This is a genomic window from Xanthomonas prunicola (genome assembly GCF_002846205.1).
GTDB classification, from domain to species: domain Bacteria; phylum Pseudomonadota; class Gammaproteobacteria; order Xanthomonadales; family Xanthomonadaceae; genus Xanthomonas; species Xanthomonas prunicola.
In genome coordinates this window covers 1-26,051 of the sequence record NZ_PHKV01000003.1, presented here as the reverse complement: position 1 = coordinate 26,051, position 26,051 = coordinate 1, and the positions used below count along the sequence as shown (strand labels likewise).

21 protein-coding genes and 1 tRNA gene are annotated in these 26,051 nt (G+C 63.0%); 12 read left to right on the top strand and 10 right to left on the bottom strand.

The window, feature by feature from the left end; all coding sequences use genetic code 11:
* Positions 1-6: 6 nt before the first annotated feature.
* Entirely contained in the window at positions 7-1,209 is a 1,203-nt protein-coding gene (gene hutI / locus XpruCFBP8353_RS10095) for an imidazolonepropionase (RefSeq protein WP_101363133.1), read from the bottom strand.
* Positions 1,210-1,269: 60 nt separating this feature from the next.
* Here hutI and XpruCFBP8353_RS10090 point away from each other — a divergent pair, with 60 nt between their 5' ends.
* Entirely contained in the window at positions 1,270-2,640 is a 1,371-nt protein-coding gene (locus tag XpruCFBP8353_RS10090; protein ID WP_101363132.1) for a formimidoylglutamate deiminase, read from the top strand.
* A gap of 326 nt (positions 2,641-2,966) precedes the next feature.
* Positions 2,967-3,704, top strand: coding sequence for a histidine utilization repressor (hutC, locus tag XpruCFBP8353_RS10080; RefSeq protein WP_101363131.1), 738 nt, complete (start codon positions 2,967-2,969; stop codon positions 3,702-3,704).
* A 149-nt stretch (positions 3,705-3,853) separates the two neighbouring features.
* Here the strand turns inward: hutC and XpruCFBP8353_RS10075 are convergent, their stop codons facing one another.
* The 3 genes from XpruCFBP8353_RS10075 to XpruCFBP8353_RS10065 form a co-directional block, all read right to left on the bottom strand.
* On the bottom strand, positions 3,854-4,852 hold the full coding sequence (locus XpruCFBP8353_RS10075) for a restriction endonuclease (protein ID WP_101363130.1): 999 nt from the start codon (positions 4,850-4,852) through the stop codon (positions 3,854-3,856).
* A 567-nt stretch (positions 4,853-5,419) separates the two neighbouring features.
* Positions 5,420-5,983 (bottom strand): phasin family protein, encoded by a 564-nt coding sequence (locus tag XpruCFBP8353_RS10070; RefSeq protein ID WP_101363129.1) that lies wholly within the window; start codon positions 5,981-5,983, stop codon positions 5,420-5,422.
* Between the two features lie 162 nt (positions 5,984-6,145).
* Positions 6,146-6,421: a polyhydroxyalkanoic acid system family protein gene (locus XpruCFBP8353_RS10065; RefSeq protein WP_101363128.1), complete on the bottom strand. Its 276-nt coding sequence runs from the start codon at positions 6,419-6,421 to the stop codon at positions 6,146-6,148.
* A gap of 247 nt (positions 6,422-6,668) precedes the next feature.
* Between XpruCFBP8353_RS10065 and XpruCFBP8353_RS10060 the strand changes: the two genes are divergently transcribed.
* On the top strand, positions 6,669-7,478 hold the full coding sequence (locus tag XpruCFBP8353_RS10060; protein WP_101363127.1) for an FHA domain-containing protein: 810 nt from the start codon (positions 6,669-6,671) through the stop codon (positions 7,476-7,478).
* On the opposite strand, the gene msrQ is transcribed toward XpruCFBP8353_RS10060, so the two are convergent.
* Together msrQ and msrP are read right to left on the bottom strand one after the other, a co-directional pair.
* Positions 7,420-8,076: a protein-methionine-sulfoxide reductase heme-binding subunit MsrQ gene (gene msrQ, locus XpruCFBP8353_RS10055; protein WP_101363126.1), complete on the bottom strand. Its 657-nt coding sequence runs from the start codon at positions 8,074-8,076 to the stop codon at positions 7,420-7,422. The genes XpruCFBP8353_RS10060 and msrQ overlap by 59 nt on opposite strands.
* Positions 8,077-8,352: 276 nt before the next feature.
* Positions 8,353-9,321: a protein-methionine-sulfoxide reductase catalytic subunit MsrP gene (msrP, locus tag XpruCFBP8353_RS10050; protein ID WP_101363125.1), complete on the bottom strand. Its 969-nt coding sequence runs from the start codon at positions 9,319-9,321 to the stop codon at positions 8,353-8,355.
* Positions 9,322-9,496: 175 nt separating this feature from the next.
* Between msrP and serC the strand changes: the two genes are divergently transcribed.
* The 3 genes from serC to aroA all read left to right on the top strand — a co-directional run bounded on the left by serC (position 9,497) and on the right by aroA (position 13,311).
* A complete protein-coding gene (serC, locus tag XpruCFBP8353_RS10045) occupies positions 9,497-10,582 on the top strand; it encodes a 3-phosphoserine/phosphohydroxythreonine transaminase (protein ID WP_101363124.1) in 1,086 nt (361 codons plus the stop codon).
* An 82-nt stretch (positions 10,583-10,664) separates the two neighbouring features.
* Entirely contained in the window at positions 10,665-11,873 is a 1,209-nt protein-coding gene (pheA, locus tag XpruCFBP8353_RS10040; RefSeq protein WP_101363123.1) for a prephenate dehydratase, read from the top strand.
* A gap of 121 nt (positions 11,874-11,994) precedes the next feature.
* The gene (gene aroA / locus XpruCFBP8353_RS10035; RefSeq protein ID WP_101363122.1) at positions 11,995-13,311 is read left to right on the top strand and encodes a 3-phosphoshikimate 1-carboxyvinyltransferase; all 1,317 of its coding nucleotides are present in this window, start codon (positions 11,995-11,997) and stop codon (positions 13,309-13,311) included.
* A gap of 328 nt (positions 13,312-13,639) precedes the next feature.
* Here the strand turns inward: aroA and XpruCFBP8353_RS10030 are convergent, their stop codons facing one another.
* Positions 13,640-14,107 carry an energy transducer TonB gene (locus tag XpruCFBP8353_RS10030; protein WP_101363640.1) on the bottom strand — a complete coding sequence of 156 codons (468 nt, stop codon included), beginning with the start codon at positions 14,105-14,107 and terminating at the stop codon, positions 13,640-13,642.
* Positions 14,108-14,466: 359 nt separating this feature from the next.
* A complete protein-coding gene (locus XpruCFBP8353_RS10025) occupies positions 14,467-15,129 on the bottom strand; it encodes an energy transducer TonB (protein WP_162301012.1) in 663 nt (220 codons plus the stop codon).
* A 111-nt stretch (positions 15,130-15,240) separates the two neighbouring features.
* Between XpruCFBP8353_RS10025 and serS the strand changes: the two genes are divergently transcribed.
* On the top strand, positions 15,241-16,521 hold the full coding sequence (gene serS / locus XpruCFBP8353_RS10020; protein ID WP_101363120.1) for a serine--tRNA ligase: 1,281 nt from the start codon (positions 15,241-15,243) through the stop codon (positions 16,519-16,521).
* Between the two features lie 327 nt (positions 16,522-16,848).
* Here the strand turns inward: serS and XpruCFBP8353_RS10015 are convergent, their stop codons facing one another.
* Positions 16,849-17,433: an FMN-dependent NADH-azoreductase gene (locus XpruCFBP8353_RS10015; RefSeq protein WP_101363119.1), complete on the bottom strand. Its 585-nt coding sequence runs from the start codon at positions 17,431-17,433 to the stop codon at positions 16,849-16,851.
* 100 nt (positions 17,434-17,533) lie between these two features.
* On the opposite strand from XpruCFBP8353_RS10015, the gene XpruCFBP8353_RS10010 reads away from it, so the two are divergent.
* Both XpruCFBP8353_RS10010 and XpruCFBP8353_RS10005 read left to right on the top strand, forming a co-directional pair.
* On the top strand, positions 17,534-18,550 hold the full coding sequence (locus XpruCFBP8353_RS10010; RefSeq protein WP_101363118.1) for a LysR family transcriptional regulator: 1,017 nt from the start codon (positions 17,534-17,536) through the stop codon (positions 18,548-18,550).
* 372 nt (positions 18,551-18,922) lie between these two features.
* Positions 18,923-19,012: transfer RNA gene (locus XpruCFBP8353_RS10005), tRNA-Ser, on the top strand.
* Positions 19,013-19,081: 69 nt separating this feature from the next.
* On the opposite strand, the gene XpruCFBP8353_RS10000 is transcribed toward XpruCFBP8353_RS10005, so the two are convergent.
* A complete protein-coding gene (locus XpruCFBP8353_RS10000) occupies positions 19,082-19,756 on the bottom strand; it encodes a DUF6988 family protein (RefSeq protein WP_133125644.1) in 675 nt (224 codons plus the stop codon).
* A 149-nt stretch (positions 19,757-19,905) separates the two neighbouring features.
* Between XpruCFBP8353_RS10000 and XpruCFBP8353_RS09995 the strand changes: the two genes are divergently transcribed.
* The 3 genes from XpruCFBP8353_RS09995 (at position 19,906) to XpruCFBP8353_RS09980 (ending at position 25,801) form a co-directional block, all read left to right on the top strand.
* Positions 19,906-21,609 (top strand): type IV secretory system conjugative DNA transfer family protein, encoded by a 1,704-nt coding sequence (locus tag XpruCFBP8353_RS09995; protein WP_101363116.1) that lies wholly within the window; start codon positions 19,906-19,908, stop codon positions 21,607-21,609.
* Positions 21,610-21,653: 44 nt separating this feature from the next.
* Positions 21,654-22,109: a hypothetical protein gene (locus XpruCFBP8353_RS09990; protein ID WP_033485467.1), complete on the top strand. Its 456-nt coding sequence runs from the start codon at positions 21,654-21,656 to the stop codon at positions 22,107-22,109.
* 740 nt (positions 22,110-22,849) lie between these two features.
* Positions 22,850-25,801 (top strand): peptidoglycan-binding protein, encoded by a 2,952-nt coding sequence (locus XpruCFBP8353_RS09980; RefSeq protein WP_101363115.1) that lies wholly within the window; start codon positions 22,850-22,852, stop codon positions 25,799-25,801.
* Positions 25,802-26,051: the final 250 nt, after the last annotated feature.

The window sequence follows — 26,051 nt, the reverse complement described above, 5'->3', positions numbered from 1 at the left end:
ATTCAGCTAAAGATGCCCGCGCCAGACGCGGGCATGAAGAGGGTTGAAGCCCATGCGGTAGACCAGATCGGCCGGCGCATCGATGTCCCAGATCGCCAGGTTGCAGTCCATGCCGACGCGCAACCGGCCCAGGCGCTCGCTGCGCCCGAGCGCACGCGCAGCTTCGCGGGTGAAACCGGCGATGCATTCGTCCACGGTCATGCGGAACAAGGTCGCCGCCATGTTCATCGCCAGCAGCGGGCTGGTCAGCGGGCAGGTGCCTGGGTTGCAGTCGGTAGCCAGGGCCAGCGGCACGCCGGCCGCGCGCAACGCGGCAATCGGCGGCACCTGGGTGTCGCGGGTGAAATAGAACGCGCCCGGCAGCAGCACTGCCACCGTGCCGGCGCCGGCCATCGCCGCGATGCCTGTCTGGTCCAGGTATTCGATGTGATCGGCCGACAGCGCACCATAGCGTGCGGCGAGTTCCGCGCCGTGCTGATTGCTCAGTTGTTCGGCGTGGATCTTGATGTGCAAGCCATGCGCTTGCGCCGCGATGAAGACCTGTTCGGCCTGCGCGTGCGAGAACGCCAGATGCTCGCAGAACACATCCACGGCCTCGGCAAGCCCTTGGGTGGCAATCGCCGGAATCATCTGTGCGCAGACCTGGTCGATGTAGTGCTGGGCATCGCCGCCAGGCGGCACGGCATGCGCGCCCAGGAACGTCGGCACCACGTCAACCTTGCGCAACGCACCGAGTTGGCGCGCTACGCGCAGTTGCTTGATTTCATCGTCCAGCGTGAGTCCGTAGCCGGATTTGATTTCCAGCGTGGTGATGCCTTCGGCGAGCATCGCGTCCAGGCGCGGCAAGCTGGCGGCCAGCAGTTGCGCATCGTCGGCTGCGCGGGTGGCGCGCACGGTCGCCACGATGCCCCCGCCAGCTGCGGCGATCTCGGCATAGCTGGCACCGCGCAGGCGTTGTTCGAATTCATTGGCGCGGTTGCCGGCGTACACCAGGTGGGTATGGCAATCGATCAAGCCTGGGCTGATCCAGCGGCGCTGGCAGTCGTGCCTGCTGTCGGGCTGCAGCGCTGGCGCTAGAGCGGCTGGGCCGGCGTAGACGATGCGGCCCTGCTGGCAGGCGACGATGCCGTCGTCCACGATGCCCAGGCCGCCATCGGCCGCATCCAGGGTCATCAGTTGCGCGTTGTGCCAGAGAACGTCGCAATGCATGGCGCAGGCTCGTGGTGTCTGATATGTATATACAATAGATTCGGCAATCGAGGGTGTCCAGTGGCAGACCAACAGATGCAGGTGTTCTGGGCCGCCCGGGCGTTGTTGCCCGACGGCTGGGCCAGCGGGGTGCAGATCGCGGTAGCGCAGGGCCGCATTGCCTCGGTGCAGGTCGATGTGCCTGCTGCCGTCAGCGACACGCGCTGCGAGGTGCTACTGCCCGGTCTGGGCAATGTGCATAGCCACGCCTTTCAGCGCGGCATGGCGGGGTTGACCGAGGTCGGCGGGCGCAGCGGCGACAGCTTCTGGAGCTGGCGCGAGCTGATGTACCGCTTCGTCGACCGGCTGGACCCGGACAGCCTGCAGGCGATCGCCGAACAGGCGTATGTGGAAATGCTCGAAAGCGGCTTCACCCGCGTCGGCGAATTCCACTACCTGCACCACACGGTAAGCGGCGCGCCGTATGCGCATGCTGGCGAAATGTCCGGGCGCATTGCCGCCGCGGCCGACACCACCGGTATCGGGCTCAGCTTGCTGCCGGTGTTCTACGCGCATTCGGATTTCGGTGGCGCCGCTCCCAACCCGGCGCAGCGTCGCCTGATTCACGACATCGACGGATTCGCGCGCCTGCTGGACGACTGCAGCCACCGCCTGAAAGCGCTGCCGGACGCGGTGCTCGGGCTGGCGCCGCACAGTTTGCGTGCAGTGACCCCGCAGCAATTGGCGGCGTTGGTGCCGCTCACCGATGGACCCATCCACATCCATATCGCCGAACAACAGCGCGAGGTGGACGCCTGTCTTGCCTGGTCTCATCAACGCCCGGTGCAGTGGCTGCTGGCCAACGCGCCGGTGGATGCACGCTGGTGCCTGGTGCATGCCACGCACGTGGAAGCACGCGAACTGCAGGCGATTGTCGCCAGCGGCGCGGTCGTCGGTCTGTGCCCGATCACCGAAGCGAACCTGGGTGACGGCGTCTTCCCGATGCAGGCATTTGCCGCTGCGGGCGGACGCTTCGGCGTGGGCTCGGATTCGAATGTGCTGATCGATGCAGCCGAAGAACTGCGCCTGCTCGAATACGGGCAGCGCCTGACGCTGCAGGCGCGCAATGTATTGGCACAAGGGCCAGTCTCCAGCGGGCGCTGGCTCTACGATCAGGCCGGCATTGGTGCTGGGCAGGCGTTGGGCGTCGCGCACACCGGCATCCGTGCCGGCGCTGCGGCCGATCTGATCGAATTGGACACGACGCATCCGGCCCTGCTGGCGCGCAGCGACGACGCCTTGCTGGACAGTTGGCTGTTCGCCGCGCGTGGATCGGCGGTACGCAATGTCTGGCGTGGCGGGCGCTGGGTGGTGCGCGACGGGCAGCATGTCGACCGCGCGCGTATTGCCACGCGGTTTGCTGCGGTGCTGCGCAGCCTGCTGGGCAGATGACATCGGCTAGCCAAATGTAGCGAGCAGCCGCCAGATTGATACAAATTGCGCGTAGGAATCGAGGTGTACGCGTTGTCGCTGCCGATTCCGAGCAGCGGCCGCACCTGGCAGACCCGCGCCTTAACGTTCTTAGCCGCTATTAGCGGATGCGCACACAATGCTGTTGCTGGAGCCGCTGAAAACGCTGCTGCGTTGGCCGGGCAGATGCACGCAGTGCCCTCATCAATGCAGCGTGTGCAGGGTGCATGCCGCACTGTGCACCTGGCGCACCCGCCCGACAATGTGGCATGCCGATTGGATAGCCGCTCTTTCCGGAGACCCGAGCTTTGACCGCCACTACCACCATTGCGCCTGGCACCTTGCATCAGCGCATCCGCCAGGATCTGGAGCAACGCATCCATAGCGGCGACTGGCCGCCCGGGCATCGCGTGCCGCCCGAGCACGAGTTGATGGCGCAATACGGCTGCTCGCGCATGACCGTGAACAAGGTGCTCGGCTTGCTGGCCGATGCCGGCATGATCGAACGCCGCCGTCGTACCGGCTCGTTCGTGGCGCGGCAGCATCCGCATCTGGAACAGGTGGCGCTCTCGATCCCGGACATCGAAGTGGAAATGACCACACGCGGGCATGCCTATCGCTTCGCGTTGTTGTCGCGGCAACTGCGCAACGTCTGCCAGCGCGTGCCACAGGAACGTGCATTGGGCAGCACCGGCAAGCTGCTGGCTTTGCGCAGCGTGCATCTGGCCGACGACCGCCCGTTTGCGCTCGAACAGCGCGTGATCGATATCACCACGGTGCCTGAGGCGTTGGCGCAACCATTCACCGAGATGGCGCCGGGCAGCTGGTTATTGCGCAACGTGCCATGGACGCGCGCCGAGCACCGCATCAGTGCGATCAGCGCCGACGCGGCGCAGGCCAAGCAGCTGCAGGCGGACGATGGCGCGGCCTGTCTGGTCATCGACCGCCACACCTGGCGCGGCGACCAACCGGTGACCTACGTGCGCCAGATGTTTCTAGGCGGCTCGTACGATCTGGTGGCGCGGTTTGCGCCTGGAATGCGCTGACAGGGGTGGTCTCGGCAGGCGATGGGCGCGCCGTCGTAGCGCGCATGCCGCTACCAACGGTTATCGGCGAGGTGGGGCTCGCTGCATTTGGTGCGATTGCTCGCAAGCCTGCGCGCCACAGCACGAACGTAGCAAGCAACGCACCACGATCAAATCGTAGTGCACTGGCGCCAGCGCACCGGCTCGGCGACTCCCGGGCGTGGGTTGAGCTGCACGCGCACCGTGCGCAGGTACGGGTAGCGTTCCAGCTCGCGGCAGATCAGCGGCCATGCCGCGCTGGCTTCCACCGTGCGATCCACCACCAGCGTCGCCTGGGTCAGCCAGATGCCGCGTACCAGGCCCGGCGTCTGCGCCAACGCTTTGGACACCTCGCGCTGATAGCTCTGCATGGTGGCAGCATCCGGTTCTGCGCCGGCTGCCGGCGTTGCCCGCGTCGATGACGCAGGTGGTGGCGTCGGCTGCGCCGTGGTCGCGGCGGGCGTACTTGAAGCCACCGCGCGTGTTGGTGCAGGAACAGGCGAGGACACCGCAGCACGCGGTGCGGCGGGCGCCGCAGCTGGCGGGCGCAGTGCCAGCACTGCCATGACTGCCAGCATTGCCAGCGCGGCACCGGCGATCATGCTGTGCTGGATCGCGCGGCGGCGCGCCGCACCGACCACGCCGGCTTCCACATCGCCAGGCAGATACGGTTTAAGCAGCGGCCACAGGCGCGTCCCGTCCAGCACTTCGATCGCTTGTTTTTCTGCGGCGGCGATCCCTTCGCGCTCCATGCGGCCTTCGGTGACCATCACGCCGCCGTTAGCGCCAGCCAGCCGCGCCATCGCGCCCAGCTCGTTCACTGCCGCCACGCCGATGCGATAACCGCGCCCGTGCTTGCAGGCCACCAGGCGGGTGCCATGCTCGGTTTGCATCATGAAATCGGCAGTGGGCAGGCCGTCCTGCGGCAACTGGGTCGGCTGCCATCCGCGTTGATCCTGCAGCACGCGCAGCACCACGGCGGAAAAATCGCGCCAATGCATGGTCGACAACGCACGTACGCCTCCGTGCATTTCACTGGCGCGTCGCCGCACCAGCCAGAGATAAGCACACACCGCCAGCCAAAGCAGCAGCGCAGCCAAGGGCGCCAAAATCCAGGAAGGCATAAGCATCAAGCGATGGCGCGTATAACGAATCGTGTGTCTAGAAGAATCCTTCGCGAAAGATTCGTCAATGGATCGCTGGCTGCGATATCGCTAGCCGTGATCCAGATAGCGAAAGACCCGCCAGTCCGAAGCCGTGAGGGGAGGGGAGCAAACGGACTTCGTAACGCAGGACTGGCGGGTCGTTCCCGATTGTCCAAAAAAAACATGTTGCTTTGCAACATTGGGAATCGGAGTGGCGTTGGAGAGCTAAGTCGCTGATTCCAAAAGCCTGTGTAGATCTCAGTCGCACACCGACCGTGCTACAGCTCGATGCCAATCCAGCGCCAACGCACCGACTGCTGCCTCGCTGCCTGCATCGTTCAAGGGATCGGCTAAGGCCGGAAAATGTTCACATTGGCCCAGTGCTGCCGGTTGGTGACAAGGCGTCGCGGCGGGTAGGCCAGTTTTCAAAGCAGGCCCGCGCTCAGCGCCCTTGCCCGGCGCGAAACACCTTCCACGTGTCAGCCGTCCTGCCTTTACCAGATGGGAAACAACCGCCCCACCTTACGATGGCGCGGTTGCTTTTACCGTTGCTTATTCAGAGTCGAACGCACCGGGGGTGCCGGACGACGTCGTCGACCCCGCACCTGCACCGCTGGTACCCGGCGTCTCGCTGCTGGCGGCTTGCGCCGCCTGGTTGGCGGTGCGGTTGGCACGCTTGGTGGCCGCCGTGTTGGCACGCACCTGGGCCTTGAGCGATTCGACCTCGCGGCGCAGGTTTTCCAGCTCTTCCTGCTCGGGGATGTTGAGCGTGCGTAGCACACCCTTCACGCGCTCGTCGAAGGCCTTGCCCAGCTTGTCCCACCCGCGCACGGCGGTGTCGCGCGCCTGTTCGAACTGGGTTTCCACTTCTTCGCGCAATTCGTCAACGCTTTCGGCCGCCTTGCGCTGCCCGGTGCGTTCGTAGGCAGCGCCTTCGCGCACCAGCGAGTCGAACAACTTGCCGCCCTCGCTCTGCACGCGGCCAAGCGCGCCCAGCCCTGCCAGCCACACGGTCTGCGCCGATTCGCCGAGCCGGCGCGAGATCTGTTCGGCTTGCGCCTGGAAGCCGTGGGCCGCGTTGTCGCGGTTACCGTTCTGATCGTATCCGGTCGTCATGCGATGCTCCTGTAGGTTGCCAAAGTGACGTTGCCTTCACCCTAGTACCGACCCTGCATCGGACAGGTGAAGCGTTGTCCGATCAGGTGGGTTGCCAGCATCTACCCGCAAGCGCCAGGGCAGGTGACTTGGCGCTGAAGCAGCGCCGCGCCACGCGTGCGTTCAGGCCAGTTTCTCGGCCAGCAAGCGGCGGATTTCCGATTCCACCATCGGCTGCATGGCCGACAGCAAGAAGCCCAGCTCGGCGGTGACGTGTACTTGCTGCGGCAGCAGCGCGATCGCCCCATCCACGCCGGCACGTGCGATGCGCAAGGTATCGCCTTCCCAATGCGAGGCGATGCCGTAGCGATCGGTCAGCTTGCGCGCCGCCTCGTCGATGGCCGCGCGGGCCTGGGCCGGCGTCAAGGAATGGTCGTGGCGGATATCGATGCTGGACATGGGTGCGATGGGTCACGCGAAAAGTGAGGGCGCATTGTGCGCATGCGCGGCCCCGGCTCCAAGTGTGCCCGTGCGCGACATTGCTGGCCATGTCAGGAAGGCGGGCCTGCAACGCGCGCCGTGCGCCGTCACTGCGCACGCTCAACCAGGCTGCATCGCGTTCCCGATGCGCGCCTGACTGCACCCCGGCAAGCTCCGATCACGCCAGATGGCCGCACGCGGGAGCAAACCTGCTAGGCTGCGGCCGGTGCGCGACCTGCAAGTTCATTTCACCCACCGGCAGCAGCCGGATCATCCCCTCAAGCCCGGCGTCCACCGGATCGTCCGCCATGCCTCCGGCAGCGTGCGGGTGGTCAGCGATGCGCAGGGAGCGTTGCTGTTGGCGCAGTTCTGCCTGGACCAGCGCGGTCTGTGGTTGCAGGTGGCCAACGGCATCCGCGGCATCCACGTCAATGGGCGTCCGGTTCGTCGCATGGCACTGCTACGCCCAGGCGATGCGATCTATGCCGATGGCGTGGAGATGCTGCTACGCAGTGCGCCCTCAACTGCGCCGTCCAACGATAGTCAGGAAGACACGGCCGGCTTGAGCGAGGTCTGCCTGTTGCTGCGTGGGGTGGGCGGTCGTCATCACGGGCGGAGTTTCACCCTGGATCGCTCGCGTCTGGTCGGCGGCGACGCCGCCGCCGACATCGTCATCGACGACCCTGCGTTCGCTGCACAGCACGCGCGGTTGGAGCGTCATGGCGACCGCGTCCTGATCCGCGATCTGGGGTCGGAAGAAGGCAGCTGGATCAATGGCGTACAGGTACGCGATGGCTGGCTGCAGGCCGGCGATCAGGTCGTTTTCGACGCGCGCCACCGGTTTGTGGTGGAAGTGCCGCGTACCCACCACAGCACCACCTGGGACCTGCCCGACACCGAACCGCAGCCGCAGCCGCGTGCCGTTGCAGAGCCGCCGCGCGCGCCAGTGAAGGTGGCCCGTTGGCCCTGGTTGCTGCTCAGCGCGGTGTTGTTGGCGGCAGCGTTGAGCGCCTTGCTGTGGTTCGGCGCGCGCTGAGTTTTTTCCAGACACGCCAGCCCAGCAACACCGCAAGAATGCCGGCATACAGCGCCGGCTCGCGGATATCGGACTTCACGAGCCACCAGAAATGCAGCACTGCAAGCAGCCCGATCGGGTAGATCAGCATGTGCAGGCGGCCCCAATTGCGCTTGAGCCGACGCATCCAGCCCTGGGTCGAGGTGATCGCCAGCGGCATCAGCAGCAGCCACGCGGCAAATCCCACCGTGATGTAGGGGCGTTTAAGGATCTCTTCGAAAATCTGCGTCCAGAAACCGCGCAGGTCCAATGTGAGATAAGCCGCCAGGTGCACGGTGGCGTAGAAGAACGCGTACAGGCCCAGCATGCGGCGGAAGCGGATCAATACCGCTTGCCCGGTGAGTTGGCGCAATGGGGTGATTGCCAACGTGATCAGCAGCAAGCGCAGCGCCCACAGCCCGGTGCGGTGCTCGATTTCGGCGACCGGGTCGGCGCCCAATGCGTCGCTACCGCTCTGCCATACCTGCCAGAATTGCCAGCCGAGCAGGGCGATCGGCACCAGCGCGGCGATGTGGACCAGTGCCTTGGCAGCGATCACGGACGTGGAGGTCTTGGCCATGCGATCTCATTCATGAAGCGGTTTGCGGAGGAGAAGGTCCGCAGCTGCGTGTCATGCGCGTCAGCCACAGTGCGAATAAGTGTGCGGCATTGCGCGGCGATACGTTGCGGACAACCTCTTGTCCTGCCCGGTCGTGCTCCGCCACTCGCTGCCCCAAGACGCCGGACTACCGTACGAGGGATGCATCGTGGGAGCGCGCTGGCGCACGATGAGGCAGTACCGGTGCTTCATCGCGCTTGGACAGTGAGCCGGCCTCAGGTGACTTGAGCGATCACTCTAGAACCACTTCTTCAGATCCATGCCTGTATACAACGAAGCGACCTGATCGGCATACCCGTTAAAGGGTTTCGTCGCGATGCGCTCGGCGAAGAGCTTGCTGGCGGTACCGGCAATGCGGCGCTCGGTCTTTTGGCTCCAGCGCGGGTGGTCCACCGCCGGATTGACGTTGGAGAAAAAGCCGTATTCCGAAGGTTGCAGATCGTGCCACGCGGTCTCGGGCATCTTTTCGACGAAGCGGATTTCCACAATCGACTTGATGCTCTTGAAGCCGTATTTCCACGGCACCACCAGCCGCAACGGCGCGCCATTCTGCTGTGGCAGCGGCTTACCGTACAGGCCGGTGGCCAGCAGGGTCAGCGGGTGCATCGCCTCGTCGATACGCAGGCCTTCCCGATACGGCCAGTTGATCGAGCGGTAGCGCACGCCCGGCATCTGTTGCGGATCAGCCAGCGTGGTGAATGCCACGTACTTGGCCTTGGAGGTCGGCGCGAAGCGCTTGAGCACTTCGCCCAATGGCACGCCCGTCCACGGGATCACCATCGACCAGCCTTCCACGCAGCGCAGCCGGTAAATGCGTTCCTCCGGCGTGATGCCCTTGAGCAATTCGTCCAGCGACAGGCTGCCCGGCTTCTCGCACTCGCCGCTGACCTTCACCGTCCACGGCGACAGCTTCAATGTCTTGGCCGCTTTGGACGGATCGGTCTTGTCGGTACCGAACTCGTAAAAATTGTTGTAGCTGGTGACGTCTTCCAGCCGTGTCAGTTCCTCGGCGGTACGGAAGCCGCTGCGCGCCTGCGCCGGGGTCACCACGGTCTTGGGCGGAGGCGGTGGATCGGCCTCGGCGCATCCAGTCACCCCCAGCGCCGGGGTCAACGCAAAGAACTGCAGCAGCCGGCGACGGTCGCGATAGACGGCCTCATCGGTGATCTCGCTGGACGGCAATTTGAAAGCATCGCGAAACGACATGGCAGGCTCCGGCAGTGGCTGCAGCGTGAGAGTAACGAACCGGGACAAAAGTTCGCTTTGATGCATGCCTACGTTACGTCAGGCTCAGTCAAAAGGATGCAGCTGCAACTTTTTTGCCCGCTGCCAAGCCCGATGCGCTGCGGCATACTAGAAGGCTAGCTCGACAAGGTGTGCCATGACACGCGCGTTCAATTTCAGTGCCGGCCCTGCGACATTGCCGGAATCGGTCCTGCGGCAGGCGCAGGCGGAGATGGTCGAGTGGAACGGCGTTGGCGCCTCGATCGTGGAAATCAGCCACCGCAGCGCGGAGTTCATGGCGGTGGCGGCCGCTGCCGAAGCCGATCTGCGCAGTTTGTTGTCGATTCCCGACGACTATGCAGTGATGTTCACCGCCGGTGGCGCCACCACCATCCAGGCGCTGCTGCCGCTCAACTTCGCGGCGCCCGGCCAGGCGGCCGACTATGTGATCACCGGGCATTGGGGCAAGACGGCGATCAAGCAGGCGGCCACGTATGTGGATGCGCGCATCGCGGTCGACGCGCAGGCCGATGGCTTCATCGACATCCCGCCGGCGGCCAGCTGGACCTTGTCGCCGCACTCGGCCTACGTACACATCACCGCCAACGAAACCATCCATGGCGTCGAATTTCGCGACACGCCGGACGTGGGCACGCTGCCGCTGTTCGCCGACTTCAGTTCGTCGATCGCCTCCGAGCCGCTGGATATTTCGCGCTACGGCCTGATCTATGCGGGCGCACAGAAGAACCTCGGCCCGGTCGGCATTTCGGTGGTGATCGTGCGGCGCGATCTGCTGGAGCGCGCCGGGCAGCCGCGTGCGGACATCTTCAATTACGCCTCGCATGTCGCGCGCGATTCGATGCTCAACACGCCGCCGACGTGGAACTGGTATCTGCTCGGGCTCACTGTGAAGTGGATGCTGCAGCAGGGCGGTGTGCAGGAGTTTGCGCGCCGCAATGCCGAAAAGGCCGCGCTGGTGTATGGGGCCATCGACGGCTCTGGCGGCTTCTACCGCAATCTGGTCAATCCGGCAGTGCGTTCGCGCATGAACATCCCGTTCTTTCTCCCGGACGAGCAACTGGATACGTTGTTCGTCAGCGAATCCAAGGCGGCCGGGTTGCTCGCGTTGAAGGGTCACAAGGCAGTCGGCGGCATCCGTGCGTCGCTGTACAACGCGATGCCGGTCGCGGGCGCGCAAGCGCTGGCTACTTTTATGCGCGACTTCCAGCAGCGTCACGGCTGAGTCTTCATTTACCTGCGGCGTCTGCCGCGTAGGCGCATGCGCTGCCAGCGGACATGCGCCGTCATTTTAGGAATGCCCAGCGATGGCTCCAAAGTCCAACAAGCCCACGGCCGCCACTGGCGGCAAAAACAAGCCGGCGAAGACATCCGCGGGCGCGTCAGTCACTAAGGATGCAAACACGCCGGCTGACAAATCTGCGATCAAGACCGCCGCACCGGTGCTGGCCGATGTGCGTGCCAAGATCGACGAGATCGACCGCAATATCCAGGCGCTGATCGCCGAGCGCGCCAACTTTGCGCATCAGGTCGGCAAGGCCAAGGGCAAGCTCGCGGCGGCGGTGGATTACTACCGCCCTGAGCGCGAGGCGCAAGTGCTGCGCATGGTAGTGGACCGCAACGAAGGCCCACTCAGTGACGAAGTGCTGGTGCACGTCTACCGCGAAATCATGTCGGCGTGCCTTGCACAGCAGGAGCCGCTGAAGATCGGCTACCTCGGCCCGGAAGGCACCTTCAGCCAGCAGGCGGTGCTCAAGCATTTCGGCCGCTCGGCGGTGGGACTGCCGATGGCCACCATCGAAGAAGTATTCCAGGAAGTGGAAGCCGGCAACGCCGATTTCGGTGTGGTGCCGGTGGAAAATTCCGGGCAGGGCACCATCCAGGTCACCCTGGATATGTTCCTGACCTCCAATCTCAAAATCTGCGGCGAAGTCGAGCTGCGCGTACATCAGTACCTGCTCTCGCGTAACGGCCGGCTGGAGGACATCGAGCGTATCTATGCGCATTCGCAATCCTTCGCACAGACCGCCGGTTGGCTGCGTTCGCACCTGCCCAAGGTGGAGAAGATCGCCGTCTCCAGCAATGCCGAGGGCGCGCGGCGCGCGCGCAACGCCGAAGATGCTGCAGCGATCGGCGGCGAGAGCGCCGCGCACGTGTATGGCCTGAAGAAAGTCATCATGAAGTCGATCGAAGACGACGACGACAACACCACGCGTTTCCTGGTGATCGGCCGGCAGATCTTTCCCACCTCCGGGCACGACCGCACCTCGGTGCTGGTGTTCATCCACGACAAGCCGGGCGCGTTGTTCGACGTGCTCAGCCCGTTCGCGCGGCATGGCATCAGCATGAACCGCATCGAGTCGCGTCCCTCGCATCAGGCCAAGTGGGAATACGGTTTCTTCATCGACCTGGCCGGCCACGTGGAAGACGAGGCGATGAAGCAGGCGCTGGCCGAACTGAAAGCGCACTCGGCACAGATCAAGGTGCTGGGGTCGTATCCGGTGGCCATTCCCTGAGCATCGAAGCTCGATACGACAGTCACCGCTGGCGCGCCGCTATCTTTGTGGTGGCAGCGCCGCAACTTTCTTCAAAGCGCATCGTCAGCGTTGGCGATGTCGCAGCCATCGGATCACACGCATGAGCAGCAGCACGCACCATTGGATCGCCCGTCGCGGCACCGTATTGCAGGGCAGTCTGGCCATTCCTGGCGATAAATCGGTCTCGCATCGCGCGGTGATGTTCGCCGCGCTCGCTGATGGTGTTTCGCGGATCGATGGCTTTCTCGAAGGCGAAGACACACGCTCTACCGCCGCCATTTTCGCCAAGCTAGGCGTCCGCATCGAGACGCCGTCGGCGTCGCAGCGCATCGTGCACGGTGTGGGTGTGGATGGCCTGCAGGCACCGGCCGAGGCGCTGGATTGCGGTAATGCCGGCACCGGCATGCGCCTGTTGGCCGGCTTGCTGGCCGCGCAGCGCTTCGACAGTGTGCTGGTAGGTGACGAGTCGTTGTCCAAGCGGCCAATGCGGCGCGTGACCGGCCCGCTGGCGCAGATGGGCGCGCGGATCGACACGCAGGACGACGGCACTCCGCCATTGCGCGTACACGGTGGGCAAGCGCTGCATGGCATCGATTTCGTGTCGCCGGTTGCCAGTGCGCAGGTCAAGTCTGCGGTGCTGCTGGCGGGTCTCTATGCGCAAGGTGAGACGTCGGTGACCGAGCCGCATCCCACCCGCGACTACACTGAGCGCATGCTGTCGGCGTTCGGCGTGGACATCGACTTTTCGCCCGGTAAAGCACGTTTGCGCGGCGGGCAGCGTCTGCGCGCGACCGATATCGCGGTACCTGCGGATTTTTCGTCGGCAGCGTTCTTCATCGTTGCAGCCAGTAGTGTCCCCGGCTCGGAAGTGGTGCTACGCGCGGTCGGCTTGAATCCCCGTCGCACCGGGCTGCTGGCCGCATTGCGCCTGATGGGTGCAGATATCAGCGAAGAGAATCATGCCGAACATGGCGGTGAGCCGGTCGCCGATCTACGTGTGCGTTACGCGCCATTGCGCGGCGCGCAGATTCCCGAAGCGCTGGTGCCCGACATGATCGACGAGTTCCCGGCCTTGTTCGTGGCTGCGGCTGCGGCGAGTGGACAGACCGTGGTGACCGGCGCTGCCGAATTGCGGGTCAAAGAATCCGATCGTTTGGCGGCCATGGCCACAGGCCTGCGTACGCTCGGCGTGCGAGTCGACGAAACGCCGGATGGTGCCACCATCCACGGCGGCAGCATCGGCAGCGGCGTGATCGAAAGTCATGGCGACCATCGCATTGCGATGGCGTTCGCTATCGCCGGCCAGCTGTCTACCGGCAGCGTGCAGGTGAATGATGTGGCGAACGTGGCGACGTCGTTCCCGGGCTTCGACACCCTGGCGCAGGGCGCGGGTTTTGGGCTGGAAACGGCTGAATAGATGCAACGCGTTTTCGCCGATTCAGCGGCGTGCGCTTCAGGCGAACCGGGCGGCTGCCACGAACGGCTGCTGCCGTCCGCGACGCAGATACCGCGACATGCTTTAGCCTCCACTCCGGGGCAAGTGTGCAGCCCTCCGGCATCACCCAGCAGCGACGGTCTTCTCCGGAGCGGCTTCATGAGTCGGACGAAAGCCCGCAGAAGACTTGCCTGAGACAGCGGTGCCAATCAGCTACACGGTCAAACAGGGTCTGTTTCAGCGCTCCTCAGGCCAAGCGCCGCGGGGGCGCCTTGGCGCTGATTTCAGAAACTTCTGCGCTGAAGCACCCTCAGTGCTGCGCCGTGAACTCCACCGGCACTTGCACGCTGCTCACCACGGCGTGGCCGTCGCGCGTTGCCGGCTCGAAGCGCCATTGACGCAGGCTCTCCACCACGGCCGCATCCAGGCGGGGATCAGCGCTGCCGCTGCGGTCGACGATGGTCACATCGCTCACCCGGCCCTGCACATCCAGCTGCAGACGTGCGGTGCGGCTGCCCTGGATGTCCGCATGTGCCACAGCGGCCGGGTAGCTCGGCATAGCGTTGCCCGGCAGTGGCTTGGCCTCCACGCTGCTGATCGCGGGACGCGCAGGCTGGTGCGCCACCATCGTCATCGCGCGCGGGGCATCGGTGGTCGGCAGGATCTGGCGGCTCGCCGCCGGCAGTGGCTGGGTGTCCTTGGCGAAGGATTCGTCGCTATGGCGTGCCCACCACCAACTCGGGACCACGATCAACAGCGCAATCAGCGTCGCCCACATCCAAGGCGACGCGCCGTCGCTGTGCTCATTCTGCTGCCGCTCCACAGTGCGCTTGCCCTGTTGAGGCAGCGACGACGGATGGGCGGATGACGGATTCGAAATGAAGGACATGGCCGGCCTCCTGGCGCATCTGCGGGATGACGGGGCCAGTCTGGTCGGCGGTACCTGAGGGAGAGCTAAGGCGGCGGGCGGACGAAGCGCTGGAGCTTCCTGGATGTTCAGCTTAGTCAAGCTGACATTGCGGCACGGTTAAATTCGCATGGTCTTTGTGGCGACGCAGCGTTAGCTGAGGCATGTACCACCTGACTCTGGCACCCGCGCAGTCGCGCGGGCGCAGGCGCGACAGGGGTTAGCCGCGCTTACTGCGCAGGCTTGAACTCGAATGGGATGTCCGTGCTGCCGGCCACTGGCTGTCCATTGCGTTGCGCAGGATGAAAGCGCCAATGCCGCACTGCTTCCATGGCCGCGCGGTCCAGATCGCGCGAGCCGCTGCGCTGCACCAGGGTCACGCCGCCGGGATTGCCTGCAGCATCCACGTCCACCCGCACCACCACATCGCCGGCATCGCCGCGACGCAATGCGGCCGACGGGTAGCGGGGCGGCGGCATCTGGCCCTGGATCGGTACCGGACGATCGCCGCCGGCGACCGGCGCTTTCGACGGTGCCGCGCTTCCAGGAGCACCAGGCGCTGCATCTTCCGGCAGCGGCGTCGGCGCAGGCGGGGCCGGTGGCGCGGTATCCACCAGGGTCGGGGTTTCGGCCGGCGGTTTGGCCTGCTGCATGTCGCTGGCACCGTCCTGGGCCGGTAACGGTGCCGGCAGCGGCGCAATGCTGTCGTCGGGCTGCGCGCCTGCGGTCGGCTGCGCTGGCGAGGCCTTGTAGAAGTCGTCCTTGCGGCCGGTCGCCCAGACCAGCAGGAACAACAGCAGGCCGGCAGCGAAGGCGATGCCGGCAATTTTCAGCGTGTGGCGGGGCAGACGCAGAACGAGATGGCGATCGGACGCAGGGCGGGGCACGGGCATAGGGCTCACCTGAAGAATCGGCGTAATTCTGGCATAGCCGCAGTGAATCGATCGCAGCAGGTGGCGGAACAGGCGATAATCTCGCGCTATCCCACTGACGCCCATATTCCGATGCTAGATCCGGCCCTGCTTCGCCACCACCCCGCCGACCTTGCCGAGCGCCTGCGCAGCACGCGCAGCTTCTCCCTGGACACCGCGGAACTGGAGTCGCTGGAGAGCGAGCGCAAGCGCATCCAGGTGCGCACGCAGGAACTGCAGAGCCAGCGCAATTCCAAATCCAAGGCGATTGGGCAGGCCAAGGCCAAGGGCGAAGATGTCGCCGCGCTGATGGCCGAAGTGGCTGGGTTCGGCGATGAGCTCAAGGCATCCGAAGACGCCCTGGAGGCGATTCGCACCAAGCTCGAGGTCATCGCGCTGGGCCTGCCCAATCTGCCGGCCGACGATGTGCCGCTCGGTAAGGATGAGGGCGAAAACGTCGAGCAATCGCGTTGGGGCACGCCGCGCCAGTTCGATTTCCAGGTCAAGGACCATGTGGAACTTGGCGCCCCGCACGGCTGGCTGGATGGCGAAACGGCAGCCAAATTGTCGGGCGCGCGTTTTACCGTGCTGCGCGGCCCGGTCGCGCGTCTGCATCGTGCGCTGGCGCAGTTCATGCTGGACCTGCATGTGGGCGCGCATGGCTACGAAGAAACCAATGTGCCGCTGCTGGTCAATGCCGACTCGATGCGTGGTACCGGTCAGCTACCGAAATTCGAGGACGATTTGTTTCAGACCGAAGTGGGCGAATCGCGGCGTTACCTGATCCCCACCTCCGAAGTGCCGCTGACCAACATCGTGCGCGACGAGATCGTCGATGCCGAACGTCTGCCGCTGCGCATGACCGCACATTCGATGTGTTTCCGCGCCGAAGCCGGCAGCGGCGGCCGCGATACGCGCGGCATGATCCGCCAGCATCAATTCGAAAAAGTGGAGTTGGTCACCGTTTGCGCGCCGGAAGACAGCGATGCCGAACATCAGCGCATGACGCGTTGTGCCGAAGTGGTGCTGGAACAACTCGGCCTGCCGTATCGCAAGGTGTTGCTGTGTACCGGCGACATGGGTTTTTCCGCGATCAAGACCTACGATCTGGAGGTCTGGCTGCCGTCGCAGAACACCTACCGCGAAATTTCGTCCTGCTCCAATTGCGGCGATTTCCAGGCGCGGCGTATGCAGGCGCGCTGGCGCAACCCGGTCAGCGGCAAGCCGGAGTTGCTGCACACACTCAACGGCTCCGGCACTGCCGTGGGCCGCGCGATGATTGCAGTGATGGAGAACTACCAGAACGCCGATGGATCGATCGATGTGCCGCAGGTGCTGCGTCCGTACATGGGGGGCATCGAGCGGATCGGCTGAGCGCGACGAACGCAACGCCTGCGCTCGCCGCCGGGCGGGTGCGGACGGCGTTCAGTGCGTCTTGTGCCATTCGGACGCTCGGTTGCTCTGCACGGGACATGCCCATCGAACAAGCAATCGCGAAGTGTTGGTGGCCGCTTTACGAGGGGCGGGCCAGGCGCAGCTGGCATCATCTGCCGCACATCGTTTGAGTGGGTTTGATCGCGAGCCACCGCACGACTAGATGTTGACGCAAAACAAACGGGACCAGCGATGGTCCCGTTTGTCGTTTATGGCATGTCGCATCCATGCCGATCTTTCGATGCAGCAATGCATCACGCCGCATGCTTACGCGCTGACAGCAGCCTCTTCTTCCGTGTGCAGACCGGCCAGCGCCGATGCCAGTGCATCGGCGCGATGCTGCGGCGAATACGCCACGCCTTCTGCGCGCACAAAGCTGACGTCGTGGATGCCCAGGAAGCCGAACACCTGGCGCAGATACGGCTCCTGAAAGTCATTGGTCGGCTCGGCATAAATGCCACCACGCGCGCTGGCAATGATGACGCGCTTGCCGCCGGCTAGGCCTTCCGGCCCATTGGCGGTGTATTGGAAGGTACGCCCGGCCACTGCGATGCGGTCGATCCATGCCTTGAGCGTGGACGGAATGGCGAAGTTGTACATCGGCGCGCCAATCACGATGACATCGGCTTGCAAAAACTGCTGCATCACCGCTTCGGCGGCCGCAGCTTCTGCCGGATCGGTCTGCGCCAGCGTTTGCGAGGTCAGGTGCGGAATCGGGTCGCGGTCGAGGTCGCGATAGGTCACTTCCGCCTCCGGGTAAAGCCGGTGCTGCTGCTCCACGATGGCGGCGCTGAGCTCGCGGCTGATGGAGTTGACGCCGAGTGCGCTGGAATCGAGGTGGAGCAGTTTCATGGCAGTGACCTGTGGCAAGCGGCAGCGCCGCGGAGGTGTGTAGCCTAGGTCGTTGCTCTGTTGGGATAAAGGTGCTTAAATATCACTTATCGTTCTATCCATGGATGCATGTGCCATGCACGACCTGAATGACCTGTACTACTTCGCGATGGTGGTGGACCACGGCGGCTTTGCCGCTGCCGAGCGTGCACTGGGGATTCCCAAATCGCGCCTGAGCCGACGCATCAGCCAGCTCGAAACCGACCTGGGTGTGCGGCTGCTGCAACGCTCCACGCGCCGCTTCGCGGTCACCGATGTCGGCACCAGCGTGCACCGGCACGCCCAGACCATGCTGGCCGAGGCGCAGGCCGCGCGCGAGGTGGTGGATCGTCTCAGCGCCGAGCCGCGCGGTCTTGTACGTGTGAGCGTTCCCGTCTCGCTGGCGCAGATCCAGCTGCCCAAGTTATTGCCGGAATTCCTGGCCAGATATCCCAAGGTGCGGCTGCAGCTCAACATCAGCAATCGCCGCGTCGATGTGATCAACGAGGGCTACGACATCGCCCTGCGCGTGCGTTCGCGCCTGGACGACGACGGTAGCCTGGTGATGCGCAGCTTTGGCCAGGTGCAGGAATTGCTGGTCGCCAGCCCCAAATATCTTGACCGCGCCGGGCGCCCCAAGGACCCGAGCGAGCTGGCCAACCACACCACCATGAGCACCAGCGAAGACGAAGCGCATCAGCGCTGGGAACTGCACGGCCCGAACGGCGAAATGCGCCGCGTGGACCTGCAGCCGCGCCTGGCCGGCTTCGACTTCCCGCTGCTGCAATCGATGGCGCGCGACGGCTTCGGCATCACCATGCTGCCGGAAACCGTGTGTGCCGAAGCAGTGCGCAGCGGCGAGCTGGAAGTGGTGCTGCCGCACTGGTCGCTGCCGCAAGGCATCTGCCACGCCGTGTTCGCCTCGCGTCGCGGCCTGCTGCCGGCCGTGCGGGTGTTCATCGACTTCCTGGCCGAACACCTGCCGCAGGAAATCGAGCGCTCGCGCCTGGATTGCGGCGGCAACTGCGCCGAACTGGCCGAGAAGCTCAAGCGTGCGGCTGGCACGGCGCCTCGCCTGGTTGTGGCCGAGGCCGGCTAAACGGTCGTGACGAAGCTGGCTAAGGCTGGGTTGGCGGCCGAGGCTGGCCGGCATGTACGTTAGTAGTCCGCTCGCTGCTGAGCAGCCAGTTCGCTGCAGATGTTCGGCAGGTTGCCTGTGTGCTTGGCGTCTTCGCCGACCACGCGGGGTAGCGGCCGAGCAGCATCAATGGCGCGGCACGCTGCGCCAGCCAACGCCGGTAGTGCCACTAAACAAAACGCGCCCGGGCATGCGAGAATGCGCGCCCGGGAGCAATCCTGGGAGTGGTGGCTCTGCACAAGATGCCCGTGCAGCCACCGTCAGGCGTCACCCGCGCAACGCGGGTCGCCAGCGTGACAGCCGATGCCTTCGGGGGTCAGGCGTAGCAGCATCGGAGAGATGGCCGAGCGGTTTAAGGCACCGGTCTTGAAAACCGGCGAAGGGTCAAACCTTCCGTGGGTTCGAATCCCACTCTCTCCGCCAACAAGCGATCAATTCATTGAAATTGAAGCAGTTTTCAGTTGTATGGACGTCGTGGGGATTTGCGGCGCATCAGCTTTTGTCTGTGGGATAGATCCTGGCCAGGAACAACGAGGATTCGGCTGCTAACTCGTCGTCTTCAGCTAGGGAGGCGAGTTCAAGGCAGGAGAGAAGGCATGTGCCAGCGGCAAAACGTAACGCGTCTGCGATTTCTGTAGGGTGGAAATGCTCTTCCGCCACTCCGGACATTCGCCTTGCCAAAAGTTGATACGACACATGCGTGAATTGGTGCAGCGTCTTTTTTGAAGTTTTCCATGTATCTGCCAAGAATTGATCGCTATCCGACCGGCTTTTCTTCCTTATGGCTGTGAGCAGACTCGATGGTTCGATTGACCCTTCGCCTCTTGCCCACGCTTGATAGGCCTGCTCGTCTGAGCCACGTAGGAGCCAGATTGCCCTGACCAATGCTTCGAACTGAGAGCGCAAAAGCGCATAGGCGCTGCCAATTCGGCCGGTTCTGATTAGCTGATTTATCGAAATATAGTGCTCATGCACCAGGTCGATCGCGGCTAGCGCACACTCAGTCTGGGTGGTTGTTTCGATACTCAGTCGATCATGGATCCGGTGGGTCATCCATTGAATGATTTCGCAAGAAAACGATAGCTGATCCAGCACCGCAGGTGACCGCAAAAGCTCTTCTAAAAATTCCTGCGATGGTCCGGTAGACCGGGGTTCGTGCTGCGACACGCCAGATTTCCAAATAGGGATAGTCAATTGTCGTGCGTCATGTCGGGTGCGACAAGTCAAACAGGTTTCACCTCTGGTGATCCTGTAATCTTGCGAACGGATGGTCATTATCAAACAAGCCAGGGATTACAGATGGAAGGCAGCGCTTCATGACCGGCAAGATCAAGCTCAGTGTCGCCATCTCGCTCTTGCTCCTCGCCCTCATTGCAGGGGTCTACCTCTCCGGTCAGTTGATCTTGATGCTCTTGAAGGTGGCTGGGCCGCTTAACGCCGGCACCTACTGGTCTTACTTCAAAGCGCTCGACCTCCCACAGTTCGCTCCCTATGCCACCAAGATCAAGCTGGCTGGTGCCTTGGGCTTCGGTGTGCCGCTGCTGGCCTGGATTGCACTGCTGATCCCGTTGTTCAGGCCAAAGGCCGCCGCCTTACACGGCGACGCACGCTTTGCCTCTGGCAGTGACCTCGCTAAAAAGGACATGCTCAAACCGTCCCCAACCGGCATTGTGGTTGGCAAACACGGTGGCAAGTTGGTGCGCTTGCCTGGTCAGCAGTTTGTGATCCTGGCCGCGCCCACGCGTTCGGGTAAAGGTGTGGGCATCGTCATTCCCAATCTGCTCGACTACCAAGGCTCAGTGGTGGTCCTGGACATCAAGCAGGAGAATTTTGACCTGACCTCGGGTTGGCGCAAGAGCCAAGGCCAAGAGGTCTTTTTGTTCAACCCCTTTGCCGAAGACGGGCGCACCCACCGTTGGAATCCACTCAGCTACATCTCACCGGATCCGGCGTTTCGCGTGTCAGATCTGATGAGTGTCGCGGCGATGCTCTACCCGGATGGGTCGGATGCCCAGAAGTTCTGGGTAAGCCAAGCCCGCAACGCCTTCATGGCGTTTACGCTCTATCTGTTCGATAGCCTCGATGATCAGATCAAGCGCAAGCACCCGAAAGAGACCTGGATGTTCCCAACCCTTGGGATGCTTTATCGCGTGTCGTCAGGAGATGGAAGCGACTTGAAGGGCTATCTCAAAAAGCTCTCGCAGCGCGACTTCCTGGGTCGCGATGCCAAGATGGCCTTCGACAATTTGCTCTCGCAAGCCGAAGAGACCTTCGCCTCGATCATGGGCACCTTCAAGGAGCCGCTCAACCAGTTCATCAATCCGATCCTGGATGAGGCCACCAGCGGCAACGATTTTCTGCTGACTGATGTGCGCAAGAAGAAGATGAGCATCTACATCGGCATCCAGCCGAACAAGCTTGCCGAAAGCCGCTTGTTGATCAACTTGCTGTTTAGTCAGCTCATCAACCTGAACACGAAAGAGCTGCCGCAGAACAACCCGGCGCTCAAGCACCAGTGCTTGCTGCTGATGGATGAGTTCACGTCCATCGGCCGGGTCGACATCATTGCAAGCGCAGTGAGCTACATGGCCGGCTACAACATCCGCTTGCTGCCGATCATCCAGAGCATGGCGCAGCTGGACGCGACCTATGGCAAAGATGTCTCGCGCACGATCATCACCAACCATGCCTTGCAAATCGTCTACGCCCCACGCGAGCAGCAAGACGCCAACGACTACTCGGACATGCTCGGCTACACCTCGGTGCGCAAGAAGAACAAGTCGCACACCAGTGGCAAGCAAAGCAGCGTGTCCTACTCGGAGACCGAGCAGCGCCGTGCCTTGATGCTGCCGCAAGAGTTGAAAGCGATGGGCTTTGACAAGGAAGTCTTCCTCTATGAAGGCATCCCAAGCCCGGTGCTCTGCGAGAAGATCAAGTATTACGAAGATGCCTATTTCACCAAACGGCTGCTACCAAAAGCCGAGGTGAAGAAGCTGTCTGCCGCCGTCTCGGGCTCATAGAAATAGCTCTCAACCACAAATTCAAGCCATGCCGGGAAACGAAGATGCCATTTGTAAATGAATATATTCCTGAGCCGGATGTTGCGAAATACGACTTGGAAGCAATCGACAAAGACTTTGTGGTCGGTGGCACCAATGCAAGAGACTGGACAATTGATCGTGATCGCGACATGTATTTGCGCAATGTCGCAAACGGTGGCGGCACCGAAATCGAGGTCAGAAACCAGACAAAGTTCTCTTTCTATTGGCGTGGCGAGCTCCTGACGCTGAGACTGGATCTGGTCGACGGTGGAGGCGCGCGAGGTCAGCCCGGTTGGTCCCATTGGAGACTGATGTGGATCAATGGTGGAGATGGACTGCCTGAGCATCTCAAGGCTGACAAGGAGCAATTCATAGCTGACCTCAAAGAGGCCTTGCTCTCCTACAAGGATTTTGGCGTCCACTCCAGAAACACGGACTACCACATCGTTTTTGAAATCGATGAGGGGTGCTTGGTGTGAATGGCACGATATCTGCCCAGGACGCAATCGATAGAATTCGTCAGAACCCTGGCGATTACCAAACACCAGAATCGCTGCGGTCGCTCGCCGCACAGGTGGATGCGAATGCCTTCGGCAAGGTCACTGTTCTCTACAGTGGCCCAGCAGCGAAAGACATCTGGTCGACTGATGTCATTGGATCGATGATCGATTCTGGTGAAGACATCCGGGTTATCGATAAAAGTCAGGCATCGAAGTTTCTTAATTCCCGCGAGTTCTATACCGCGCTCGCCGACATCTACGAAATTTCGCCTCGTGAGCTGATAGAGGGGTCTCATCGGGGACCTGCCACGGAGTGGCTCTACCACCCTACGCAAGGTCCTTGGGCAGATGCTTCCGGACGGTTTGCCGATGCAACCGTAGGTGAAGTTCATGCCATCGTGGGCGACGCTCAGCCAAGCCGCGTCTTTGGCGAAATTGAAGTGCCTCGCATTCTTGCCAATCCAAACGTCACCTCGATTGAGGGGCTTCCGCGTGAAGCGCTGGTCGGTGTGAAAGATCGGCTCGGTCAGCAAGCAGCCTTTGAGCTGATCGTGGCCCGTGCGCGTGAACACGAAGGCATGCTGCGCATCCCGGCCAGTGATGATGCGCTCCGCGAGAACAAAGTTCTGAGGCTCGATAACAGAGAGTATTTTCGTGGAACAGCAATTGAGGGAACGTCAAAGGCGTTAGACCAGAGCACGCTTCCGCTCAGTCAGCGTATGAAACCGCCAACCGAGCATGCCCAGGCGGGTCAGGCGCGTTGGGATGAGTGGCAGGGACGCAACATCCAAACCACGCCGGAACCTGAAATCCCAGGCTTGCGTCGCGCCGGGATGACAGCAGGGCTTGCGGGTTTGGGTGTTGCCGCTACCGCCTACGATGCGTCGCAAGCCGGAGAGCGTGTTGGCACGCTGTTGGCACAAGACAACCTCACCGCTGCACGCTCAGAAGCGTTGCACTTTGCTGCGCGAGGCGCGGGCGGCTGGGCGGGAGGCGCCGCTGCCGCTGCCGTTGTTGGCACAACCGGTGCAGGCCCTGTCGCGTTGGTAGTTGCCGATGGTTATCTGTTCAGTGCCGCTGCCGACAAGGCCGCGACCTTGTGGGACAACCGCCAGATCTACACACAGACCGATAAGCAGGGCGTGAGCTGGGAGTTCAACGGCAGCCAGTGGCTTCGCCAAGAAAAAGCCGACTTGCAAGACGATGGCGTGGATACGCCACAGAAGCAGGGCATGTTCGCGCTGCCCGAAAAAGCGCGCGAGCTGAACTATCACGCCAGTGGCGAAGCGACCGAGCAGGCGCTTGGCAAGGTGCAACCCAGTAATCCTTATGTGCAGCCATCCAGTGAGACAGATGCTGCGCATCTTTACGCACGGGATTGGCGGCATGATCCGGCAAGTGGCCAGTGGTCTCGGATGGTCGCCGACGAAGTCGATCGGAACGATCGGCCCATCTGGACGGTGGATCCAGCAAGCCCTGAGCGTAATGCCGCGTTGGACCAGCAAGCAGCCCAGGTGGTTCACGCCAACATCGCCCGAGGTCCGGCCGCAATTGCAGCAACCTATCAAGCTGCGTATCAGCGCAATGGTTGGGGGGACTTCGGCCCCGTGCCAGCGGCCGTGCAAACAGCCTTGAACCCGGACTCGTTGCAAGCCTCGGACGGCAAGCAGTATCAGCGCGATACGCAAGGCCAGTGGCGCCATGACGGCGTTGCTGCCGAAGGCAATGTCCCGTTGGAACTCAACGCAACGCGCGAACGCTTGCAACCGGCATTGGAGCAGCACGCGCAGGCATTGGCACAGATGCCCGCGCGGCAAACGCCAACGCCACAGCAGCAAGACCAGGCCAATACCGAAGCGACCTATGCCGCCTATGGCGTTGCGCCCAATGCCCAGACTGCAGGCGCGATCCAGCTGGCGGTGCAACGGACACGTGAGGCGAACGGAATCGATGCAGCGACCAGCTCTTTGGCATTGGAGCGTGATGCGACCGGCCAATATTCGGTAGACAGCCCCATCCAGCATCTGAGCCGTGGTGCTGATGGTCTGGTGCGCGTCGCAGCAACCACCAGCACCGCCGACATCCATCAGGCACTCGGCGAGGTGCAGTCACTTCGGCAGGAGCAGCCCCCTTCGGCCGGTGCACCAGACCTGCGCATTGATGCGCAATCGCCACAAGAACGCGTTGCTTACGAGCAAGCGTTGCGGGAGGCCAATCGGCAAGGTGTGTCCACGCAAGAAGCGCAACAGGTCGCAAGCTTTGCGGCGACAGCTGTTACCGCCCCGCATGTGGACGAAACCCGAGCGCCTCAGGCAGCCATTGATGCGCAGAGGGATAGAGACGTTGCACGCGCTGCTGAGCAGCCTGCTGTAGCAGAGGCCGGCACACCTGCTCCGGTCGTGATGCCTGTCCCCGTCAACGCGCCTCTGCCAGAAGACGCGCGCCCGGTCGTCAAGCCTGCCGAGCCGAAGCCCGAACCTGTCCAACAACGCAAACCACAAGAGACCCAAGCGCCTGAGGTTGCCGCACCCCCGACAGCCGGCGCAGTCCAGCCTAAGGCGGAGGCATGGGTTCCAACGGCGGCGAGCGCGTCTGCGCCGAGTGCCGGGCCCGCATCATCCGCTTCGACCTCTGCCGATCAAGCGCCTACTCAGGCCACTGTGCCGACGCAGCCGCCGGCATCAAGTGAGGTGGAAGGGCTGCGCCTCGGCGACCGAGGGCAGGAGGTCGAGTTCTTGCAGTATCGCTTGCAGCAAATAGATGCCCGGGGTCCAAACGGTCAGGCCGTGCCGCAAGACGGGCACTATGGTCCAGAGACCGAACATGCCGTGAGGCAGTTCCAGCAAGACCAAGGGTTGCCGGCAACAGGCGTTGCCGGCCAAGACCTGGATGCGGCGTTGTCCCAGGCACAAAGCGCGCGCCGAGATGCCTTGAAACCCGCAGCGCCGACACTGGCAAATGGGCCGGTGGAGCAGGGCAGTGAGCAGCAAGCCCGAGTAGGCACGCCACAGAACGATGCGCCATCGGCTGTTCCATTGCAGGCAGAGCAGCAAGAGGCGGTGCGAGCGCCGTCGCCGGCAATTCCAACGCAGAGCGAAGTGCCGGCACAGATCGTCTTGCCGGAGCGCCAACCCGCTGCCTATGCGTCATCGCCAGGTTTGGGTGGGACAACTGCCCGCTCTAACGCACACGAACACAATGAGGATCGGGTCGAGCAAGCAAGGCCCTTCCAAGATGCCGCTCAGCAGGCGTTTTCCTCTGATCATCGGGATTATGCGTTGTTCTCCGCCATCCAGGCGCAGCTCCCGAAAGGCACCTCCGATGAGAAGACCGCTGAGGTATTGCATGCCGTCAAAGAGTCAGGGATCGAACGTGCGGCTGAACTCCGCAAAGTGATCGTCCAAGATGATGTCGCCTTTGTCTTTGGCAAAACGCCCGGCTTTCACTCGGAAACCCCGCTCAACACGCCGTCGCCCGGCATCAATGAGACCTTGCAGAAGACAGAGGCATTGGATCAGCAGCGGGTGCAGGAGATGGTGCAGTTCCAGCGCGAACGCGAAGAAATCGACAAGAACCCGACAGGCCCCGTCATGACGCTTGCTGCCCACTCTCAGCAGCAGGTGATGTCTGGCGGCGATGGGGGAAGTGGTGGTGATGGGGGCGGTGGCTGACGCATTGAGCGTAGGATTCATGCTTTGACCGAGCAATGTGTGGCTGCGCTTTGCGCAACGCACCTTCGCTTGACGCAAGCCTTGGTTGCTGAAAAAGCAATAGCGTGGAGCTTGCGAACTTAGGTTTGGCGCCGATGCCAACGCCAGATCAACAAAATGCAAATGTAATTTTAATGTCTGCGTGGGTAGCCTCAGCCCACACAAGTTGTGCAGTAGATCCCGAAGTGTAGGTGCTATGGATAGCGAGTCA

Coding starts and splice junctions, on each gene's coding strand:
- XpruCFBP8353_RS10025 (WP_162301012.1), bottom strand. CDS start 15,129: ATGCCCGTGCCCCGCCCTGCGTCCGATCGCCATCTCGTTCTGCGTCTG.
- XpruCFBP8353_RS10010 (WP_101363118.1), top strand. CDS start 17,534: ATGGATGCATGTGCCATGCACGACCTGAATGACCTGTACTACTTCGCG.
- hutI (WP_101363133.1), bottom strand. CDS start 1,209: ATGCATTGCGACGTTCTCTGGCACAACGCGCAACTGATGACCCTGGAT.
- XpruCFBP8353_RS09995 (WP_101363116.1), top strand. CDS start 19,906: ATGACCGGCAAGATCAAGCTCAGTGTCGCCATCTCGCTCTTGCTCCTC.
- XpruCFBP8353_RS09990 (WP_033485467.1), top strand. CDS start 21,654: ATGCCATTTGTAAATGAATATATTCCTGAGCCGGATGTTGCGAAATAC.
- msrP (WP_101363125.1), bottom strand. CDS start 9,321: ATGTCGTTTCGCGATGCTTTCAAATTGCCGTCCAGCGAGATCACCGAT.
- XpruCFBP8353_RS10015 (WP_101363119.1), bottom strand. CDS start 17,433: ATGAAACTGCTCCACCTCGATTCCAGCGCACTCGGCGTCAACTCCATC.
- XpruCFBP8353_RS10065 (WP_101363128.1), bottom strand. CDS start 6,421: ATGTCCAGCATCGATATCCGCCACGACCATTCCTTGACGCCGGCCCAG.
- XpruCFBP8353_RS10075 (WP_101363130.1), bottom strand. CDS start 4,852: ATGCTTATGCCTTCCTGGATTTTGGCGCCCTTGGCTGCGCTGCTGCTT.
- aroA (WP_101363122.1), top strand. CDS start 11,995: ATGAGCAGCAGCACGCACCATTGGATCGCCCGTCGCGGCACCGTATTG.
- XpruCFBP8353_RS10030 (WP_101363640.1), bottom strand. CDS start 14,107: ATGTGGGCGACGCTGATTGCGCTGTTGATCGTGGTCCCGAGTTGGTGG.
- msrQ (WP_101363126.1), bottom strand. CDS start 8,076: ATGGCCAAGACCTCCACGTCCGTGATCGCTGCCAAGGCACTGGTCCAC.
- pheA (WP_101363123.1), top strand. CDS start 10,665: ATGGCTCCAAAGTCCAACAAGCCCACGGCCGCCACTGGCGGCAAAAAC.
- XpruCFBP8353_RS09980 (WP_101363115.1), top strand. CDS start 22,850: ATGAAACCGCCAACCGAGCATGCCCAGGCGGGTCAGGCGCGTTGGGAT.
- serC (WP_101363124.1), top strand. CDS start 9,497: ATGACACGCGCGTTCAATTTCAGTGCCGGCCCTGCGACATTGCCGGAA.
- serS (WP_101363120.1), top strand. CDS start 15,241: ATGCTAGATCCGGCCCTGCTTCGCCACCACCCCGCCGACCTTGCCGAG.
- XpruCFBP8353_RS10070 (WP_101363129.1), bottom strand. CDS start 5,983: ATGACGACCGGATACGATCAGAACGGTAACCGCGACAACGCGGCCCAC.